This window comes from Carboxydocella thermautotrophica (assembly GCA_003054495.1).
GTDB lineage: Bacteria > Bacillota.
In genome coordinates, this window is record CP028514.1 from 1,618,606 (window position 1) to 1,639,391 (window position 20,786).

Here is a 20,786-nt window from a genome sequence, read left to right on the forward strand (position 1 = left end):
ATTATAGTCTAGTTTTCTGAAGCTGCTGCATACCTCCCTACCGCTGTAATGCCCCCAACTACTTTATCCCCTGGTTTTACCAGTACTTCGCAACTGGCTGGAAAATAAATCTCTGTACAGGAGCCAAACTTGATCAGACCATAAATTTCCCCTTTTGCCACCTTATCACCGGTTTTAACCCAGCTGACAATGGTACGGGCAATTAGTCCGGAAATCTGCACTACTAGTACCCTGAAATTGTTATTTTCAATGCCGATGAAGTTCTTTTCATTGAGTTTGGCAGCTTCCGGCTTATAAGCTGGCAGCATCTGACCCTTTTCAAAAGCAGTATACGCAATAGTACCGGCAATGGGACAGCGATTGAGATGAACATTGAAAACTGAAAGAAAGATACTGACCCTGATGGCTTTTCCGTTGAGAAAACGCTTTTCATCCACTTCTTCTACAACCATAACTCGTCCATCAGCTGGTGATAAAATCAGCTCCGGATCGGTTGGAATCTGACGTTTGGGGTTGCGAAAGAAAAAAGCAGTGAAAAGAAACAGGGTCAAAGGCACCAGAGCGGCCCAGAAGGACCAGAGAGCAACTAACACTGTGATGATCCCCAAAAAAATCAGGTAGGGAAAAGCTTCCCTGGCAATCGGATACGGTTGTCGCATGTAACATATTACCCCCTGTTTGATTTTATGTTAAATATTGTAGCATTTTTCTTGCTTCCAGCCAAGTTTTTGCCTTTAAACCGATTTCCCGGGGATGGGCCCATTCAACATTTACCTCTGGCAAGCTGTTGAGAAATTCCCGGCCATAGCTTTTGTTTTTTAATCTGGGATCCAGAATTACTACCAGGCCCCAGTCCTCTGCCGTTCTAATGAGACGGCCAAACCCCTGTTTAAACTGAATGATAGCTCTGGGCAAAGATACTCTGGTAAAAGGATTTTTTCCGGCCTGGCGGCATAATTCCATTTTAGCCTGCACCGGAGGATAGGTGGGCACAGCAAAGGGCAGTTTCATAATTACCACCATTCGCAACAGGTCACCGGGGAGATCTACGCCCTCCCAGAAACTCTGGGTGCCAAAGAGAACTGCACCATCAATACTCTTAAACTCCTGAATCAAACGGCCTCGGCTGCCATCCCGGCCATGTAACAGCAATTTTCGCCCCATCTGTAACATAGGCTCTGCGATCAGATCAGCCACTGTATTCAAATGTTTATAAGAAGTGAAAAGGGCCAGTACTCTTTCCTCGGAATGGGATAACAACTGCAGTAACATGGCGGCCTGATATTCAGCCAGCCTGTCTTCTTCCCGCCCGGGATCAGGTCCTTCTGCTACACCCAGGAGCAGGGCCTGATTTCTATAATCAAAGGGACTGGATAAAACAATTTCCTTGTAATCAGAGGCTCTTAACCCGATGCTTTCGGCATAGTAGTGATTCTTTCCTGCTATGGAAAGGGTAGCGGAACAAAAAATCACTGATTTTTTTCGGCTCCAAAGCTGCTCCTGCAATATCGGCCCTACTTCCACAGGGACAGCACAGATATTGCCATCTTCAATCCAGTAAACCCAGTGGGAAAAAGGTTGTTGTAACCAAATTTCCAGAGTTTCAACCAGTTCCTGCCCCTGATTGACTCTTCCTCCCAATTCAGAAAGCAAACTCTCAGCGATAAGCCCCTCTTGATTCCAGGCCCTTGCCTGAGAGACCAGCTTGTTCAAGCTATCCACTAACATTTTCAGCTTCAATAAATAATTGTCTCCTACCACTTCCGGTAATCTTTCCCCGCTGGCAATGAATTCCCAAAACTCCTTTTCCCGGCTCTCCACTTCCTGGCTAAGGCTTTTTACTGGCAGGAGCTCCTCTTTAATTTCCCTTAATGGTAAGCTCTCCAGTACACCCAGAGGCCCCTGTCCACCAAAAGGCCGTCGCCAGAGGCCAGTCCGCCATCTCCTAAAGTCGATTTCACCCAGGCGAAGTCCTAGATGGCGCTGGGCTACTTCTTCCAGATTGTGGGCTTCATCAATGATTAAATAATCATATCCAGGCAAAACTTTGTCTTCCAGTTTCAAATCAGTACAGAGGAGTGAATGGTTTGTAACCAGCAGCTGGGCCTTCTGGGCTGCCAGCCGGTTGGTTTGCACCCAGCAGCATTTCTGCCAGGGACAGGCATTGCCCAGACAAATATCCCTTTCCGCCTTGAGTAAATCCCATTTGCTGCGGTCAGGACCATGTAACCTGAGTTCAGCCTCATCGCCGGTTTTAGTGATATGCAGCCACCAGGCCAGGCGGCCAGCCAAAGTCCAGGTTTCCTGATCCCAGCTCTCACTGCCATCTACCAGTTCCCACCAGCGTCGCCAGCATAAATAATTACTCCGGCCTTTAAGAGGCAATATTTTTAGTCCAGGAAAAATTTGTTGTAGAACTGGCCCATCCTTTTCCAGCAGCTGTTCCTGCAAAGCCAGGGTATTGGTACTGATCACTACTCTGGCTCCTTCTCTAATTGCTATCTTTGCCGCAGGTAATAGATAGGCCAGGGACTTGCCAGTACCGGTTCCTGCCTCTGCCACCAAATGTCGTTCATTGGCTAATGCCGCAAAAATAGCTTCAGCCAGTTCAATTTGCTGGGCTCTACTCTCCCACTGATTAAACACCCTGGCCAGGGGCCCACCTGTTGCAAAAATCTCTGCTATCGTCAACCCGGAATCGGTAACTGCGCTGTCAGCATACTGTAACCGCTGGCCCGCAGTTAACCATTCCATGGTGGGTGGCAGCTGAGCAAATCCGGCTTTTAGAGCTGCTTCAGCTGTCTCTCTGATCAGTTTGCCCAGGGACCAGGCTGGATTGGCCCATTTGGCTACCATGGTAAGCCAGGGTAGTGGTCGCTGTTCCACTTCCGCTTGCATTAAGAGAAAGAGTTGCCCGGCCAATTCCGCATCCCAGCGGGCCCGGTGCCTTTCTCCGGGTTTTAGCCCCAGAAAGCTGGCCACAGCAGCCAGGGAATAAGAAGACAAACCGGGATACAACAGGCGGGCCAATTGACAGGTATCAAAAAAATGGCCCGCATAAATACCGCGGGCACGCAGGAAGCCCAGATCAAACTCTACATTATGGCCAACCACAGGCAATTCCCCAATTTTATCCCGTACCAGATCCGCTATTTCCTCCCAGCACGGTGCCCGCTGCAAATCCTGCGAAGAAATACCGGTTAACCGGGTAATTTCCCTGGGAACAGGATGTTTAGCACAAACCAGAGTCTCCCAGCTCTCCACCAGTTCTCCTTCTTCAAACCGACAGATGCTGATCTCAATGATCTCATCAATCGCCGGTGAAACTCCTGTTGTTTCAATATCAATAGCAACAAAATTCTTAATCCCCAAAGCTTAAGTCCCCTTCCATTTCAAAACGGGTAATTGGCCTTCGGTACAAATATAGCAAGCCTCCGGTTCTATACCCTCAGCCCGTAAAACCGCTGTAACTGTGGCTTCATCCTCTAACCGGCATTTCAACGACAACCCGCAAGAAGCTGTGATAATACGGGGAGTGGGGATGATTAGTGCTGGTAAAGCTCGGGTATCAACAATATGCTCTGCGGCCAATGCCTGCTGGGCTGAGGAAAAAACCAAACAGCAAAAATTCTTTAGCTTTATTAACTCACGTATCATAAATAATCCCTCATTTCTGCCGTTCAGCCAGCAAAAACGGCAACTCCCCCCAAATTACTGGTCAGGAAGTAAAAAATAGCTATAATATGAATCAGGATAAGTCCTGTTATCACCTCATCTCCTCTCCCCTTTTCTCCGAACTGTATCCAGAGTGGGTACAGTTCTTTTTTGTTATATATTTATATATTATTCATCACCGAAAGAAATGCCAATGGCTTTAGCCGCCTGAACCAGGTCATGTTCAGGATTGACCCGCTTTAATACCCCGGTAGCTTCAGCCAGGGAAACAGTTACTATATCGGGAGTGCGCAAGGCTACCATTACCCCGTTCTCCCCTTCCAGCAGGGCTTCTACGGCTGCTGCCCCATAACGGGTACCAAGAATGCGGTCAAATGGAGTAGGACTGCCACCGCGCTGTAAATGGCCAAGCACTGTCACTCTGGTCTCCAGATTAATCCTGCGCTCCAGCTCATCGGCCAGCCGCTGGCCGATCCCTCCCAGGCGAATAGGATCACCGCTATCCTCAATTACTTTCTGCACTACCAGGTTTTCACCCAGTTTGGCTCCTTCTGCTACAACTATAATACTGAATTTCTTGCCCTGCTGGCAGCGTTCCTCGATTTTCTTAACCACATTTTCAATCTGGAACTCTATTTCTGGAATCAAAATTACATCAGCACCACCAGCTACCCCTGACTCCAGAGCGATCCAACCGGCATAACGGCCCATAACCTCCAGAATCATTACCCGGTGATGGGATTCAGCAGTAGTGTGGAGCTTGTCCAGCGCCTCGGTGGCCGTATGTAAAGCAGTATCAAAGCCGAAAGTAATGTCAGTAGCAGATAAATCATTATCTATAGTTTTCGGAACACCTACTACCCTTAAGCCTTTATTATGTAACTCCCTGGCAATAGACAAACTGCCGTCCCCACCAATAACCACCAGAGCATCAATTCCCGCTACCGCCAGATTGTCCAGGATAGTTTGGGACATATCCACATACTTTTTTTCGCCATTTACCAGCACAGGGTATTTAAAGGGGTTGTCCCGGTTGGTAGTGCCCAGTATCGTTCCCCCTTTGGGAAGAATACCGGACACAGCCGCCAGATTCAAAGGGCGAAACTGTTGTCTGATTAACCCCCCAAAACCATCCTCGATACCAACCACTTCCAGACCAGCCCGCAGAGCCGATTTGGTAACTGCCCTGATCACCGCATTTAAACCCGGGCAATCACCCCCACCTGTTAATACTCCGATTCGCTTTAACATAACCAGCCCTCCTTCAACCTGTTCCATTAATAATAGACAATAATTCGCCACATAATTCTTCAAACCTTCTTTTGTCCTGACGATCCAGGGCATCATCTATATAAATCCATAAAACTTCCAGATAAATTTCCGTAGCCAGGTCACGCAAAAGGAATTGGGGCACGGTCAGCACCTCCCTTTCGGGTTCTAATATATTCTATGCTGCCGTGCCTACCACTTGACTGAAAATACCCAGGGTTCCTGTCCCAAAAAATTATTCCCCAAACTAATTTCGACTTGCCGCTGGATAATATCAAGGGGCCCAAGGATAATTTGCCCTTTTACCTCCTGTTCGGGTTGTAACTCGAATTGATAATTGTTTTCGCTATGGTAAAGCTGGTAGATGATATTATTTCCTTGTCTAGCCTGAGGATTAGCCAGAGAGACCAGATGTTTTTGCAAGGAACGATTCTTGACCCTTAAGAATAAACGCGTTTCCTCCTCTGCTATTTCTATCCGCTCCAGCTCTACCTCTATCCCATGTCGCACCAGTATCTGCTTAACATCCAATTTGTATTTAGCTGGTGTCATGGCATTCCATAATTCAATTGGCTCAATTACACTGTTGACTATCAAGGGTATCTTTATTATTTCCCCATTGCGGGGATCAACAGTAGTAGTTGAGCCCAGATTGCCTACCAGTCTGACCAGAGGCAAACTCTCTTCTTTTTGCAGAAGGAGATGGGGATCCCCATTATACTGGACCAGGATTCTGGTAATAGCTCCTTTGCTATCTGAAACAGCCATTTGTAACAAGAGATAATCTTCTGTACGATTAACCAGCTTCTCCAGTCTACCTGTAATCTTAACTTTGCGTCCGGACCATTCTTCAACTTTATTATAAGCCTGATTTATATTTTCATTGGTAATTAAAGTAGTATCCAGACGGCTATCCTGTAATAATTCCCCTGTTGTACTGCTGCCGGATTGGGGGAACTTCCGGTCTATATACATTTGTAAACTGAACATCCAGCCGAAGATTAATGCCGTTAGGGCCACAATGACATAAAATTTCTTTTTATCATCCCGCCAGAAATTTAACCAGCGCTGATTGGCAAACCATTGCTGGGTCAAGCCCTGTCCACTTTCAAGGCGTTCACCCAGAGCAGTTTTTAAATCAGCCAGTAACTCCCGCCCGCTTTGATAGCGCTGCCTGGCTTCTTTGGCCAGGGCTTTGGCCAGCACTTTTTCCAGTTCTGCCGGTGCATCCTCCCGCCAGCGGGTTAACGGCGGGGGTTGCCCGTATAAAATATCCTGTCCTACTTCTCGCAAGTCTTTTCCATAAAAAGGAAAATGTCCGGTTATCAATTGATACAGGATAACTCCGACCGCAAACCAGTCAGAAGATTTATCCCCCCTTTCTCCTCTTACCTGTTCGGGTGCCATATAGAGGGGAGTGCCTATGCTTTTGCCAGGGCCCAGCTCCGCTAGGGCTGCCAGACCAAAATCAGTAACATGCACCAGTCCTTTTTCATCAATGAGAATATTATCCCCTTTGAGGTCTAGATGAATAACCCCTTCTCGATGAGCATAGTCCAGGGCATTACATATTTGTTCCAGAATATCATAGATTTCGCGCCAGCTAAATTGCCTTTGTTCCAGAGCCTCACTCAAGGTCAAACCCTGAACCAGGTCCATGACCAGGTAAAACTCGCCATCCTCTTCGTAATAATCATGGATGCGTACTATATTGGCGTGATTCAAACGGGCAGAAATCCGGGCAATCTGCTTCCACTGTTTATGTTTCTCTCCATCCTGGCCCGCATACAGCCGCTTTACTGCTACTTCCAGATCCAGCTTATTGTCAAAGGCGCGGAAAACCACCCCGGTAGCTCCCCGGCCTATCTCCTCCAGAATCTGATACCGGCTGCGAAAACTTTCTTTGGGCAAATCGTTCAGCACCGGATAAACCCCGGTTTGTTCCCGCTGATCCTGAGGCACCAGGATATCAGCTACCTCATGCATCTCCTCTAAAGTCATATATTCCTTATCAAAGCTCATAATATGGGAAACCAGGTCCTTTAACAACAAAACCCTGACCTTACCAACCCTTCCCCGGGAAGTGTAGTGAATCCCATTAATATTGGAATGTTCATGGGTAAAAACTACAATGGGTTCCATCTTAAAATTTTTTTGGACCTGGTATTGCTGATAGTAATGATGTTTTAAATAGTCCCGAACAACTTTGGTATACTGATTAACCTGAGCGGCAGGATTGCCTATCTTGATATATTCCTTCTTGCCATCATTTAATCGCTCCTGGGTCCAGTTGCCCATCAGGCCGCCGGTGATACGGCCATTCATGTTTTTACTCTCGATGACAAAGATCGCCGCCGGCGTAATCACAATATGGTCAATATCCACCACATTATCATTCATTGCCAGGCGCGGTGAGTTAATCACCAGAAAATATTCCGGAAGCTGTTCCGCCAGCTCTTTGGCTACTTTTTCTTCGCCATCAAGACCATAAAGTCCGGAGATACGGGATACTTCCTTCAATACTGTGGCCACTTTTTCACCTCCTTGTCAACAGACTTTAATAAAAAACCACAGGAAGGTAATCCTGTGGCCAAAAATCCACCAAAATTATTTGCCAATAGCCGTTAAAATATCACTCAATACCTTGTCAATGGGCTGGTCACCGTCGATTTGCCGCAGCAATCCCCTGACTTGATAAAAGTCAATTAATGGTTGAGTTTGAGCCTCGTAAACATCCAGACGATTGGCTACTGTTGCTTCATTATCATCATCCCGTTGATACAGTTCTCCACCACACTTGTCACAAATGCCTGGCCGGGCAGGAGGATTAAATACTACATGATAGCTGGCTCCACAAGCCCGGCAAATTCTACGACCGGTCAGGCGCTCCATCAGTTTCTCCCGGGGCACAGCTATATTAATGACTGCATCGATCTGCATATCCAATTCTTGTAATGTTTTTTCCAGTGCTTCTGCCTGGGCGATAGTCCGTGGAAAACCATCCAGTAAAAAGCCATGAGCACAATCTTCCTTGCTCAGTCTCTCTTTTACCATCCCGACCACTACTTCATCGGGAACCAGTTGACCGGCATCCATATATTCCTTGGCTTTTTTGCCCATTTCAGTGCCTTCCTTAATAGCAGCCCGGAACATATCACCGGTGGAAATGTGAGGTATCTCTAATTTCTTTACTAATACCTCGGCTTGAGTGCCCTTACCAGCACCCGGGGGCCCCATGATCAACAATCTCACCAAAAATCCCTCCCAACAAGCAAAATACTAAAAAAATTATAACACATAGGCCTGTTCTTGCAAAGGCCTGTTCAGGCGAAAACGCAACAACAGAGCCCGCAACATCTTTTTTCATTGCTACCTCCGTTTAACCAATTATTCCTGCGATAATAGGATAAGCATTTTGTAATACCCGCTGCGCATTAGCCAGATTTTTTTCGCGAATTTCCTGCTGCCGGGGAATAGGCTTTACCATGTCTTCCGGGTCCATCATCATTGCCGGTAAAGGTACTGGCGCTCCTCCCTGCCACTGTTCTAGCCAGCTGGCCGGTACAACTGGTAAACACAGCTGGTGACTCAAAGTTGCCCAGAGGAGTGTCCAGGCCCGGGGAACAACCCGCCAGATATCATAACCCCCTCCCCCTAAGGCCAGCCACCTTCCTCCGGAATATTGATGGGCATAGCCGTGAATTAACTCGGCATAGGCTCGTAATAGATGCATGTCCCCATGCAGATGGGTTAATGGATCCAGATAATGGGTATCACAGCCGTGCTGAGAAACAATTACATCCGGTTTAAACGCCTCTAAAAGAGGGGGTAACAGCAGCTGAAAACATTCCAGCATACTGGCAGTATCCGAAAAGGGTTCTAAAGGTAAATTGATACTATAGCCATATCCGGCTCCCTGACCCAGTTCGGTAATTTTCCCTGTACCAGGAAAGAGATATCTTCCCGTTTCATGCAATGAGATGGTTAAAACCTGGGGATTATCATAAAATGCCCATTGCACGCCATCACCATGGTGAGCATCAGTATCGATATAGACGACCCGCCAGCCTGCCTGACAAAATTTCTTGATTGCCAGCACAATATCATTAAAAACGCAAAAGCCGGAAGCCTGTTCCCGGTGGGCATGGTGTAATCCACCCGCATAGTTCAAAACATGCTCAGCGTTGCCGGCAAGAATCAATTCGGCTCCCTGTATCGATGCCCCCACCAGCAAGGCTGCTGCTTGCCCCATCCGGGGAAAAACCGGATTGTCTTCCGTACCCAGTCCCCATGCCTCGGGGCCCAGGGAACATTCCCCTTTTTCCCCCAGACTAAAAACCGCATTGACATAGGCAGGAGAATGGAAGAGTACCAGTTCTTCAAAAGTTGCACCTCGCGCTTCTAGCGCCTTCTCTGGCCATAGCCCCATGGCTTTAATCAGGGTTTCTGTTAATTCCAGCCGCAAAGGATTGAAGGGATGTTCATCACTAAGCTGATACCGCTGAAAATGCCGGCTATGGATTAAAAGACTTCTACCGCCCATAGCCGGTATCCTCCAGTCGCGGCGTTCTGACTATATATCCTGCTTGCTGTAAAGCAGCCATAATTTTGCGGGGATCGATGGTATTGACCCTGATTACCATCAAACGGTATTCCTCATGCCTGCGTTTGGGTAAAGTGACAACACTGACAATATTTACTCCCAGATTTTTGAAAATAATGGCGATGTCAGCCAGTACGCCTGGCCGATCTGGTATTTCCAAAATTAACTGGGAGCCGGGTTCGTGTACACCCAGCAATTCCGTTAATGCCCGCAAAATATCGCTTTGGGTCAAAAGCCCGACCAGGTACTTGCCATCGACCACTGGCAAGGAGCCGATCCTGAATTCATACATAATCCTGGCTGCCTCATCTATGGTATCATCAGGCGCGATAGTAATCACATTTTTGCTCATGATCTGCCCGATCCAAATTTGGCAGGTTTTTTCTTCGCTGTTTTCTTCCCAGAACGCCGGGCTGGCAGAACGCAAATCCCGATCAGAAACAATCCCTACCAGCCGCCCTTCGGAAATTACCGGCAAATGCCTGATGCGCAAATTTTTCATAATTTTCCAGGCTTCCGCCAGGGTAGTTTGAGGGTTAACAGTTACCACTGGTGAACGCATAATTCGGTAGACTTCCATCCTTCTCCCTCCCTGTCTTTATAACATCCAAAGATTCTGATAGAGGCTGCCTTCGAACTGGATGACTCTCTCCGCCGGTACTCGTTTGCCGATCCGTACCCGGAGCATATTGGCAGGATGGCTGGCTATTTCCGGCTCATCGGTATTTCGGAGCTGGAATCCCCCTTTCTCCATCACATGACTCAACATCTTCTTGTAGCCCCATAAATCCAGCCCTGTGCCTTTTAAGTCCCAGTGCCAGTGCAAATGCTGGGAAATCACGATATAATCTTCCCAGAAATCATCACAGAAAGTTTCCTGCAACAGTAAGCCAGCCAGCCCAAAACCCCGCCACTCCGGTGAAATTTCAATAGCCCCCAGTTCCAGGATAAAGCCGGCAAATTCCCCTTTACCCCAGCGCCCCTCCTCTTCAGCAGGATGAAAGGTTACATAGCCTACCAGTGTTTCGTCGGCAATACATCCATATACCCTGCCTTCCGGCATGGCCGCTATTTGCTGCAAAGCCCGGTGCTGTTCATGAGGCCGCCGAAAGGCAGTTAAGCCCGGATCAAACTGCAAACATGCCAGCACATCTTCCGTTAGCGGCCCTCCTACTGCCACTTCTCCCTTATCTGTCTGTACTCTCCGCATCCTTCTTACCTCCTCTTTTTTCTAACGAGTCAGCCAGGCAATGACCGCCACCACCAATGTCATGATCACGATTGCCAGCATGCAACCTCCCTGGCTGGCTCCTGTTTTTAACAAAATCCCCCGGGCTTCAGCTTCTCTGGTGATATAATGATTGAGTTTGAGTGGGCCCAGGACAGCCATGACCTGGCTATCCAGGAAATCCCGGTCACCGCCTTTGGCCAGTACGCTCTCGATTACAGCCTTTTCCCATTCTGCTGCTAGAGCCGTATCCTCCTTCAGGGTTTTCAAGATTAACTCTGCCACGGCTCGTCCCTGCGCTCCATAGACTTTGCGCCTTTCCTCCCGGCTCAATTGCTGTAAAGGTTTAATCCAAACAGGGTCACCGGCGTAAATCCTGTCATGTTCACAAAGCCAGTGCCAGATTTTTTCAGCCATCTTCCTTCTCCCCTATCTCTCCTAAAATCCAGGCAGATTGATAAAGGGAACAAACCAGTGCAGGGCACAGTACTCCTGGGGCTCTTTACCCTGCTCAAAAGCCAGCTCGGCAGTGCGTTCACAGGCTGGTCCTGCCTTTTGCCCTGAATCCAGACAAACTTTTTCCTTAACTATATTACCAGGAACGTTAAATTCCATCTCCCCTCGCAAGGCAGGGGAATTGACAATTTCAGCCCAGAGCGGTGCGGCCATTTTTCCTCCAGTCCCTACCCCTTTTCCTTTGAGATCATATCCCAGCCAAACTACAACGGTATATTTACTATTAAAGCCTGCAAACCAGGCATCACGGTTCTCCTGGGTGGTCCCGGTTTTGCCAGCAACCGCCTGATTCCGTATTATCTGGCTAATGCGGGCCGCTGTGCCCTGTGGTCCTGTAACCCCGCGCATCATGTCCAACAGTTGAAAAGCAAGTTCAGGTCCAAGCGCCTGCCAGCGCCTGGGCTGTCCCTGCCAGAGATTAGTACCAGTACCGGTAACTATCCTGGAAATATACCAGGGTTCTATATATTGCCCTTTACCAGGGAAAACCCGATAAGCCGCCGCCATTTCCCACGGAGTCACCTCACCACTGCCCAGGGCCAGGGATAACACCGGCGGTAGGGGTGAAGTAAAACCAAATTTTTTTGCTTCTTTAACCAGTTGCTCCGGGCCATACTGGGCCAGAATTTTAACAGGAATGATATTATCGGAGACCCAGACAGCTTCCGCCATAGTCAGCTCCCGGCCATGATAACCGGGCCTGCCATAATCCTGGGGCTGATAACCCTGGAAATTAACCGGTTCACATTTATAGAGGCTATTGGCCTGCATCCCTTGCTCCAGCGCCAGAGCATAGAGAAAAGGTTTAAAAGCTGAGCCAGGCTGCCGGCGGGCCAAGACCCGATTATATGAGCTCTGCCACCAGTCCCGGCCACCGGTCAGGGCCCGAACAGCCCCGCTATCATTCTCCAGCACTATCACCGCTACCTGCAGTCCGGGATATTTCTGCAAATATGTTTGTACCCTGTCATTAACCACCTGCTGAATCTCTGCATCCAGAGTCGTCTCGATTTTCAGTCCCCCTGCCAGCAAGGTTTCCTGGTCAACCTGCTTTTCCGCCTGTTGCTTGACCAGGTCCAGAAAGTAAGGAGCCAGGCTGGAAACAGCCCTTTGCTTTTTTCGGATTTGCAATGGTTGTTCCTCGGCCTGACGGGCCTGTTCAGGAGTGATGACTTTCATTTCCACCATTTGCTGCAGAACATAGCGCTGCCGCTTTTTGGTCGCTTCCAGGTTAGCCCAGGGATTTACGCGCGAAGGTGCTTTCAAAGTAGCGGCCAGCAAGGCGCTTTCAGCCAGGTTCAAATCTTTGGCCCTTTTGCCAAAGTAGGTTTGAGCTGCAGCTTCTATACCATAGGCTCCTTCGCCAAAATAAACGCTATTGAGATATAGCTCCAGGATCTCATCTTTGGTATATTGCTGTTCCAGCTGAATAACCCACCAGGCCTCCAGCAGCTTGCGCTTCCATGTTCTTTCCTGGCTCAAAAACAGGTTTTTTACCGTTTGCTGGGAGATGGTACTGCCCCCCTCCACTATCCGGCCAGCCCTCAAATTATGCCAGATAGCCCGGATTATACCAGCTGGATCCAGCCCCTGATGCAGATAAAAATCCCGGTCTTCAGCCGCTATTACTGCTTGCAGCACATAAGGGGATATGTCTTTCAGTTTAACCGGATAACGTTTTTGTTCATAAATTTGTCCGATCACTCTGCCCTTGTGATCAGTAATCAGAGTAGCCGCCGGCAGCTGGGGCTGTGGCAAACGGGGCAACCATTGATTTAAGGGTTTACAACCAGAGAGCAGAAAAAGAAAAAGGATAACCATGACCGCTAAACGCCATTTGCTTCTGGTCATCCGGTTATCCCTCCTTATCACTATTATTTATTCACAATTTCCGCTACAAAGGGCGGTAAGGCAAAGGCAGCCTGATGAACTTCCGGTGTATAATAACGGTTACTAAAGGGCAGGGTTTCAGGCCAGCTTGGTTTCAGTTCCGAATCACTGGCCATAGTAAAAGTCCAGAATCCTCCCACATAGCTAGGAATAGCTGTTAAATAAGGTTTAACATAGGTGAAATTCTCCCGCATAGCCTGCACCGCTCTCTGAAACGCCTGTGGATAAAAGAGGGGCGACTCCGTCTGGGCTACTACTGCTCCTCCAGGCTTTAAAGCCCGTTTGACCAGCTGATAGAACTTGCTGCCAAACAGTGGTTCAGCAGGTCCAATGGGGTCGGAAGAATCAACGATAATCAAATCAAAGGCAGCTTGCTGCTGCTCGACATATTTAATCCCATCCCCAATGGCCAGTTCAACCCGGGGATCGCTCAGGCAGGCAGCCGTTACCGGCAAATACTGCCGACAGGCATTGATTACATCTTCATCAATTTCAGCCAGTACCACCTTTTTAACCCCGGTGTGTTTCAGCACTTCGCGGACTGTACCGCCATCACCGCCACCGATGACCAGTACCGTTTCCACCTGCCGCAAACTGAACATGGGCACATGGGCAATCATTTCATGATAAATACATTCATCTTTTTCAGTGGTCTGAACAATCCCGTCCAGAACCAATGCTCTCCCTAAATCATAAAATTCAACAATTGCCAGATGTTGATAGGGAGTTTGTTTTTGATAAAATATTTCCTTTATTTTCCAACTCACGCTATAGCCCTCTGTATGTTGCTCTCTCAGCCACAGCTCCATTCCCAGTCCTCCTTAAGTAATTATTTGCCACATTTAATTATATCACAGAAGGCAAAAAGAGCAAGTTTAGAGCCCGCCGGTTAAGCGGGCTTGATCTGACCGGTTTCCCGATCCACCACCTGGCAGAATACTTCAACCAGAGCCGGATCAAAACAGGTACCAGCACAATTTTTGATTTCATCCCAGGCTGCTGCCGGTTGTAAGGGCTTTTTATAGGGACGTTCCGATACCATGGCATCATAGGAATCAGCAATAGCTATAATCCTTGCCCCCAGCGGTATTTCTTCACCCTTCAGCCCTTCCGGATAACCGGAGCCATCCCAGCGCTCATGGTGATATAAAACCAGCGGTGTTACCATCTGCAAATAGTCAATGGAAGCCAGAAAATTGGCTCCAAAGGCCGGATGATTACGGATGGAGTAAATTTCATCTTCATTCAAACTTCCCGGTTTATCCAGGATATGTTCTTCCACATTGATTTTGCCGATATCGTGGAGCAGGGCTCCATACTGCAGTCTCTCCAGTTCTTTTTCAGTAAAGCCCAGTTTTCTGGCCATAGCCACCGCATATTTGGTTACCCGCTCCGAATGGCCACAGGTGTTGACATCCTTGGCATCAATGAGAGCAACTAGGGTAGGGATATTTTCGGCCAGAGCGGTACCAGCCTTTTTGATTTTATTCTGTACCTCATCAATGGTGATAGATGAAAGGCACACCCGGTCGCGCCGTAAATGGCGGGCCCGAAACAGGGTCTGGTTGGCCCTGTATAATAAATTGTCCATATCCTCAGCGTCTTTTGGAAAAGTGGCAATCCCCAGGGAGACTGTTATCCTGAGCTTCTCGTCTTCAAAGGGGTAAGAGTGGTTTCGTACGGCAATGCGAATTTTTTCCCCCACATCCAGGGCATCGAAACTATCGGAACCGGGCAATAAAACGATAAACTCATCTTCCCCATATCGCCCTACCTTATCTTTACCTCGAATATTTTCCTGGATCAGTTCCCCCACAGTCTTTAAAATCTGCTGGGTTACCTCCTGACCATAGCCATCAACTATCGGCTGGAAACCATCAATACTAATCCGAATTATCGATAACTGCTCATGCTTTTGTCTGGCTTTTAATATCTCCTCGGCGAGAAACTGCTGAATATACCGATAACTATATACCCCGGTAATATGGTCAATTTTCATAATGGTAGTCAGTTTTTGATAGCTTTCCTGCAGTTTATGACGGCTTTCCATTATTTTACCGACAAACCAGCCAATAAGTGCCCAGATTGAGCCCTGCAAAATCCCCGTTTCCGGTTTGCTTAGTAATAAAGGCAAATCCCCTTCCTGGCTGATTCCCGTCACAATTACCGCCAGCCAGCCGGTTAAGGCGGTTAGCAACCCGAATCTGGCCCCAAACCGAATGGCATAGGTGGTAATCACCAGGTAAAACAGAGGCTGGAAATAGGCATTACCCTGTGAAGACAACATCAAGTAGCCAAACAGCACAATTTCACCAAAGATAATTAGATAACGGCTCCGTTGCAGAAGATTATGATTCCATGTAAAATAAATGAGGAAATTATAGGATATAACTAATAACATAGCCAGAATCAGGTTCCATGAAATTGAACTGGAGCCTATAAAAGCTACATAAGACAAAAAAGCGAATAAAAATACTCCGACCTTAAACTCGATTAATGTCTTGCCAAAGTTTTCATGTGCCACAATTTTTCCCTCCCGGAATGTATTTTTCGACACAATAACTAAATTTCCTCCAAAAAATACAATAAAAAGAGGCATTCTTCTTTAATTCAGGAAGAATGCCTCTTTCTTTTAAACTTCAATTAATTCATACTGCCTTGTGCCAAGGCCAATTTCTTCGCCATACCTTAGTTGTACTGACCAGTCCACTTTGGGATAGAGAGCGCGGAATTTATCCTCTACCTGTTTATCCCCCAGAACAGAAATCCGGTTGACAGGAGCCTGGTTAACCAGATCGACACAGGCTTGATCCAGAGCTACCGGGTCTTTAGAGGCCAGAATGCCCAGATCGGCTACCAGTGGAGCATCGGACCAGCCACAGCAATCACAATCAGGAGAAACGCTGGTAACAAAACTGATAAACCCGCATTTACCAACTTTATCCTTTAGTACTCCGTAGGTGTATTCCACCATTTTTTCCTGCAACATATCCGCTTCTGTCTTCCAGTTAATAGCAATAGCCTGAACCGGACAAACGGTTACACACTCACCACAGCCAATACACCTGGTTTCACTGATAAGAGCAGTCCCCTCCTCCCCGGCAAAGGCGATAGCATCAGCTGGACACCACTTGATACATCGCCCGCATTTAATGCATTTCTCCCGATTAACCCGGGGCAACAGGTCAGAATGCATATTCTGCTTGCCACTTCTGCTCCCCAGACCCATTCCGATATTTTTTATAGTGCCGCCAAAACCGGTAGCCTCATGTCCCTTAAAATGGCTGACAGCAATAAAGGCATCGGCATGTACCGCCGCAGCGCCGATTTTTACTTCCTGAAAGTGTTTGAGGTTAACTGGCACCTTAATATAGTCGTGTCCGGTCAAACCATCAGCAATAATCAGAGGTGCGCCCACTACGGCATAATCAAAGCCGTTTTCAATAGCAGTAATCAAATGGTCAACAGCATTGGCCCGGCTACCCCGGTAGAGGGTATTGGCATCTGTCAAAAACGGTTTCCCTCCGGCCAGTTTAACCTGTTCTACTACCTGCCGGATAAATTGCGGTCTTATGTACGCTGTATTGCCTTTTTCGCCGAAATGGACTTTGATGGCCACCAGATCTCCAGGACTGATGATTTCCTCAAAACCGGCTCTTTTGTACAGACGTACCAGTTTGGCTAACAAACTCTCTCCCCGTTTGGTACGCATTGACGTATAGTAAACCTTTGCTGCCATGTAACCAACCTCCTTCATGTATATTCTACATGAAAAGACCGTTAGAGCCAAGCTCTAACGGGCAAAAACATGATTGCCAATCATCGTAGATGTAGGCAAAGTTTTGATCCAGGTATCTGTGGCAATCTGAGGATTATAGAAATACAACGATCCTTCCGTAGGGTCATAACCGGCAAGCGCTTCCCGTACTGCCTCATAAGATTCCCTGTCAGCCGGCAAATTGATAGCCCCATCCTGGACCGGACTAAACTGGTAGGTTCCCCGGGTTTTTTGCAGAATAACTTCTTTCACGGTATCAGGAAACTGGTCATTTATTACCCGGTTTAAGACAACAGCAGCTACTGCCACTTTTCCCTGGAAAGACTCTCCTCTGGCCTCAGCATGCACCAGCCGGGCCAGCAGATCCATTTCACTTTCACTGATCCTGATTATCCTGCCTTTGTAGTAATAAACCCCGGCTGCCATTCTGCCAGATGCACGGGCCATCATTTTGCTACCCCTTGGTATAATTAATTTTTGTCCCGGGTAAATAATTTTGCTTTTTAAACCATTTGCTCTGATCAAATCCTGAACTGAAACATTATACTGACGCGCAATCCGCAACAGGTATTCTCCCGGACGCACCCGATGAATAGCGGGTACATTTCGGCTTAAGACAATGCTCCTGGAAACAATCGGCACCAGTCTGCCCTGACGAAAATCGACCTCCGCTGCCCGGGCCAGGGGAGCAAGCATAAGCAATCCAATCAGCACCAGGCAACATAATCGATATTTTTTTCCCTTACTCATCGACAAAAAAACCTCCTGTAAACTTTTTTAGTCTACAGGAGTTAAGTCTAACCAAAAACCAGAGTTTTTATACATTTTATTTTACTGCCGCTTCTCCAGCCGCTATTAAATCGTAGTACGCCTGTTCCGAACGGGCTTCTATATAAATCCGCAAGACCGGTTCTGTTCCGGATGGCCGGAATAAAACCCAGGAACCATCATCTAAATAGAGCTTTACCCCTTCCAGTAAAGATTGCTGCAGTACCTGTCTCTGCCCGAAAACCAGAGGCGGTTCATTCCGCAGTTTTTGCATTAACTGGTTTTTCCTATCATTTTCAATATGTAAGTCCAGGCGTCGAAAAGCATAATAACCATATTGTTCCTGCAAGAGTTGCCAGGCCTCCTCCGGCTTTTGTCCAGTGGCCCCTATTATTTGTAAGATCAGCAGATTGGCCAATATCCCATCCTTCTCCGGGATATGACCACCGATACTGAGGCCACCGCTTTCTTCCCCGGCTAATACCACAGGACGCCGTAACATCTCCTGGGCCAGATATTTAAATCCAACAGGGGTTTCAGTAGCCTTCCGTTCATACCTGCCCGCAATTTCATCCAGCAAATGGGTGGTCGCTACAGTACGGACCAGCCCCCCCTCTTTTTGCCCATTTTCCAGTAGATACTGGCTGATAATACTCAAGATCTGATTGGGGGCCAGATATTCACCATTAGATCCGATCACTCCGAAACGGTCTGCATCACCATCATTGGCCAGGCCCACTACCGCCTTTGCCTGAACTACTGTCTGAGTTAGAGTTTGCAGTCTAGAAGCTACCGGTTCCGGTAAACCTCCTCCAAAAAAGGCATCCCTGTAACCGTTGATTTCTATTACTTCTAACCCACAGCTTTGCAATTTTGCAGCCACTTTACCCGCCGCTGCCCCAAACATGGGGTCAAGGACGATCTTCCCTTTAATCCGGCAAATCTGGTTAAAATCAATGATTGTATCTATATGTTCCCAGTATTTGTCCCAGATATCAACGGAATGCACCAGTTCCGGTTTTGGCAGCTGATGATTTACACCACCGGCTATTACCTTGCCAATTTTTTCTTCCAGTTGAGCGGTAATCTCCGGACTGGCTGGCCCCGCATATTCCGGAATAAATTTAATCCCGTTATACTGGGGCGGGTTATGGCTGGCAGTCAACATAATTGCTCCGGCAGTATTCAAAGCCCGAATGGCATAAGCTGTAACCGGTGTCGGAGTGGGCCCCTGCAACCGGTAGACAGGAATGCCATTAGCCGTTAACACCGCCTGCACCTGATCAGCAAACTGTTCCGCCAGGAAACGGGTATCATGGCCTAATACTATCCCTTTCTGTGCTTTTTCCGTTTCCAGCAGATAGTCAGCAATACCCTGGGCGACAATGGCCACATTGGCAAAAGTAAAATCAGCAGCCATAATAGCCCGCCAGCCATCAGTCCCAAAACGAATGCTCATTTACATCCCTCCCAAACAATTCCTCTCCTAATTTATCTCTTTTTCCTCTCCTTTATGCGCCTGATTTGATACCTGATATCAAGATCCACCGCCAGCTTGACACCCTTACACATTTGCACTAGCCGGGAAGTAGTCCTTTCACCGATATATTTATCCAGTTCCGGCAAAGTAAAATTGGTAGTAACCACTGTCGGTAAATGATTGAGAAGGCGGTAATTAATAATAGAATATAGTTTATTCCGTACCCATTCGGAATAGTTATGGGCCCCCAGGTCATCCAAAATGAGAATCTCAGCTTGCTTGGCCTGAATCATGATTTTGCTTTCCCCGTTCTCATCATCATAGAAAGTGGCTTTAATATCATCCAGCAGCTCCGGCACAATTAGAAATACTACATTTTTGCCGTGCCTGATTAAGTCCCTGGCAATACAGGCTGCCAGCAGAGTTTTGCCACTTCCCACGGGACCATATATCACCAGGCCATCGCCAGCGCATCCCTGGACAACCTGGTTAACAAAATCGCGGGCACTACTAAGAGCCTGTTCAGCCAGCTGGCGATAGGCCAGTTTGCTACCAGGCTCAATCTTATCACTGCGATAAAAACTCAGGTCAAAATTTTCCCAGTCCGCTTCCGCTAAAAAGCGAAACAGGTGGTCCTGACGTTCTTTCTGGAAACCAGTACAATCACAGACCTTTCCAGTTGAATCATCCAGTAAAATGATGCCCCTATCCTGACAGAGTTCACATTTATACTTTATTTCTTTCGGTTGCTTGTTTTTATTAATATAGGCACCCAGTTCCCTTATCCTTTTCTGCAAAATCGAGCCCACAGGTTCCATTCCCGTCCCTCCTTAGGTCCAGACCTGTTCATATTTGCTATCTGGAGCCGGTTCAACCGGTTTTTCTTTGCGGATACGTTCTTTACCTCCCAGTTTTTGTCTGGCGATTTGTTCTTCAAACGCCTTGACTTTAGCCAGGCTATCCAGGCCGCGATTGCGCCAGTCAAGCAGGATTTTATCAATATATTTCAGGTTGCGAACCCCGCGTAAAATCCCGCGTTTTAATGCCTCTACCACCAGATCCTGTTCGTAGCCCTCGGTTATTACCCAATTGGCAATCTGATCCATTTCCATGGCCGAAAGGGGTCTACCAAATTCCTGTTCAAATAAACGTCCTAAGGCTACCAGATCCTGTTTCTGATCCTCCAGCAGTTTTTGCTTAATCGCTGCCAGTTCCTGTTTTCTTTCAATGGCCCAAATACTAACCAGGGCCTGATAAAGCGGCTCTAGAGAATATTCTTCTTCCAGTGCCTGCCTGGCAACAATAAATTTGGGTTTAATGCTCAGCAACTTTTTTTCGATCAACGTGGCCAGCGTCTGCTGAACGGTAGTCTCCGATAGCCCCGAAAGCTCAGACAGCTCCTGGGATGTCGGAAAAAAATTTTGCTGCTGTCGAAAATAAAGCAGCAAAGTAATTACCAGAAATTGCTCGGGAGTTATATCCAGTGGTCCTAAGCCTTTCAATAAAAGGGCAGGAATACTGATGTTGCCATTGCCAGTCAACTCCGCTGCAAAACTGGCGGTAATATTGATGTCCATTT

General features: G+C 47.5%; 20 protein-coding genes. 1 reads left to right on the top strand and 19 read right to left on the bottom strand.

What is annotated here, in order from left to right; genetic code table 11:
* Positions 1-8 precede the first annotated feature (8 nt).
* Genes CTH_RS08230 through CTH_RS14530 form a run of 3 tightly spaced genes read right to left on the bottom strand, consistent with a single transcriptional unit; the run spans position 9 to position 3,618 of the window.
* Positions 9-659: a phosphatidylserine decarboxylase family protein gene (locus CTH_RS08230; RefSeq protein ID WP_078665836.1), complete on the bottom strand. Its 651-nt coding sequence runs from the start codon at positions 657-659 to the stop codon at positions 9-11.
* Between the two features lie 25 nt (positions 660-684).
* Positions 685-3,372, bottom strand: coding sequence for a helicase C-terminal domain-containing protein (locus CTH_RS08235; RefSeq protein WP_078665835.1), 2,688 nt, complete (start codon positions 3,370-3,372; stop codon positions 685-687).
* 3 nt (positions 3,373-3,375) lie between these two features.
* Positions 3,376-3,618, bottom strand: coding sequence for a putative Se/S carrier protein (locus tag CTH_RS14530; RefSeq protein ID WP_432612292.1), 243 nt, complete (start codon positions 3,616-3,618; stop codon positions 3,376-3,378).
* On the opposite strand from CTH_RS14530, the gene CTH_RS14370 reads away from it, so the two are divergent.
* Complete coding sequence (locus CTH_RS14370) at positions 3,542-3,736, top strand: hypothetical protein (RefSeq protein WP_242946649.1); 195 nt, start codon at positions 3,542-3,544, stop codon at positions 3,734-3,736. The two genes, CTH_RS14530 and CTH_RS14370, sit on opposite strands and share 77 nt — an antisense overlap.
* Before the next feature lie 107 nt (positions 3,737-3,843).
* On the opposite strand, the gene CTH_RS08245 is transcribed toward CTH_RS14370, so the two are convergent.
* From CTH_RS08245 to CTH_RS08320, 16 genes are all read right to left on the bottom strand, one after another.
* Entirely contained in the window at positions 3,844-4,953 is a 1,110-nt protein-coding gene (locus CTH_RS08245; RefSeq protein ID WP_078665833.1) for a 6-phosphofructokinase, read from the bottom strand.
* A complete protein-coding gene (locus CTH_RS08250; RefSeq protein ID WP_159071891.1) occupies positions 4,940-5,089 on the bottom strand; it encodes an IDEAL domain-containing protein in 150 nt (49 codons plus the stop codon). The genes CTH_RS08245 and CTH_RS08250 overlap by 14 nt, the downstream gene beginning before the upstream one ends.
* Positions 5,090-5,136: 47 nt before the next feature.
* Positions 5,137-7,476, bottom strand: coding sequence for a protein kinase domain-containing protein (locus CTH_RS08255; RefSeq protein WP_107753520.1), 2,340 nt, complete (start codon positions 7,474-7,476; stop codon positions 5,137-5,139).
* A gap of 75 nt (positions 7,477-7,551) precedes the next feature.
* Positions 7,552-8,196 (bottom strand): adenylate kinase, encoded by a 645-nt coding sequence (locus CTH_RS08260; protein ID WP_078665830.1) that lies wholly within the window; start codon positions 8,194-8,196, stop codon positions 7,552-7,554.
* A gap of 127 nt (positions 8,197-8,323) precedes the next feature.
* Complete coding sequence (locus CTH_RS08265) at positions 8,324-9,487, bottom strand: acetoin utilization protein AcuC (protein ID WP_078665829.1); 1,164 nt, start codon at positions 9,485-9,487, stop codon at positions 8,324-8,326.
* Complete coding sequence (locus CTH_RS08270; protein ID WP_078665828.1) at positions 9,477-10,127, bottom strand: CBS and ACT domain-containing protein; 651 nt, start codon at positions 10,125-10,127, stop codon at positions 9,477-9,479. Before CTH_RS08270 ends, CTH_RS08265 begins: the two co-directional genes overlap by 11 nt.
* 18 nt (positions 10,128-10,145) lie before the next feature.
* Positions 10,146-10,757 (bottom strand): GNAT family N-acetyltransferase, encoded by a 612-nt coding sequence (locus tag CTH_RS08275; protein ID WP_078665827.1) that lies wholly within the window; start codon positions 10,755-10,757, stop codon positions 10,146-10,148.
* Positions 10,758-10,778: 21 nt separating this feature from the next.
* Positions 10,779-11,192: a hypothetical protein gene (locus CTH_RS08280; protein WP_079907393.1), complete on the bottom strand. Its 414-nt coding sequence runs from the start codon at positions 11,190-11,192 to the stop codon at positions 10,779-10,781.
* Positions 11,193-11,213: 21 nt separating this feature from the next.
* A complete protein-coding gene (locus tag CTH_RS08285; protein WP_079907392.1) occupies positions 11,214-13,142 on the bottom strand; it encodes a transglycosylase domain-containing protein in 1,929 nt (642 codons plus the stop codon).
* 23 nt (positions 13,143-13,165) lie between these two features.
* On the bottom strand, positions 13,166-13,990 hold the full coding sequence (speE, locus tag CTH_RS08290) for a polyamine aminopropyltransferase (protein ID WP_107753522.1): 825 nt from the start codon (positions 13,988-13,990) through the stop codon (positions 13,166-13,168).
* A gap of 80 nt (positions 13,991-14,070) precedes the next feature.
* The gene (locus CTH_RS08295) at positions 14,071-15,705 is read right to left on the bottom strand and encodes a bifunctional diguanylate cyclase/phosphohydrolase (RefSeq protein WP_159071892.1); all 1,635 of its coding nucleotides are present in this window, start codon (positions 15,703-15,705) and stop codon (positions 14,071-14,073) included.
* A gap of 108 nt (positions 15,706-15,813) precedes the next feature.
* Entirely contained in the window at positions 15,814-16,920 is a 1,107-nt protein-coding gene (locus CTH_RS08300) for a DUF362 domain-containing protein (RefSeq protein ID WP_078665822.1), read from the bottom strand.
* A gap of 54 nt (positions 16,921-16,974) precedes the next feature.
* Positions 16,975-17,709, bottom strand: coding sequence for a cell wall hydrolase (locus CTH_RS08305; protein WP_107753524.1), 735 nt, complete (start codon positions 17,707-17,709; stop codon positions 16,975-16,977).
* A 76-nt stretch (positions 17,710-17,785) separates the two neighbouring features.
* Positions 17,786-19,186, bottom strand: coding sequence for a phosphoglucomutase/phosphomannomutase family protein (locus CTH_RS08310; RefSeq protein WP_242952060.1), 1,401 nt, complete (start codon positions 19,184-19,186; stop codon positions 17,786-17,788).
* Between the two features lie 32 nt (positions 19,187-19,218).
* A complete protein-coding gene (locus tag CTH_RS08315; RefSeq protein WP_078665821.1) occupies positions 19,219-20,025 on the bottom strand; it encodes an ATP-binding protein in 807 nt (268 codons plus the stop codon).
* Positions 20,026-20,037: 12 nt separating this feature from the next.
* Positions 20,038-20,784 (bottom strand): DnaD domain protein, encoded by a 747-nt coding sequence (locus CTH_RS08320; protein ID WP_078665820.1) that lies wholly within the window; start codon positions 20,782-20,784, stop codon positions 20,038-20,040.
* Positions 20,785-20,786: the final 2 nt, after the last annotated feature.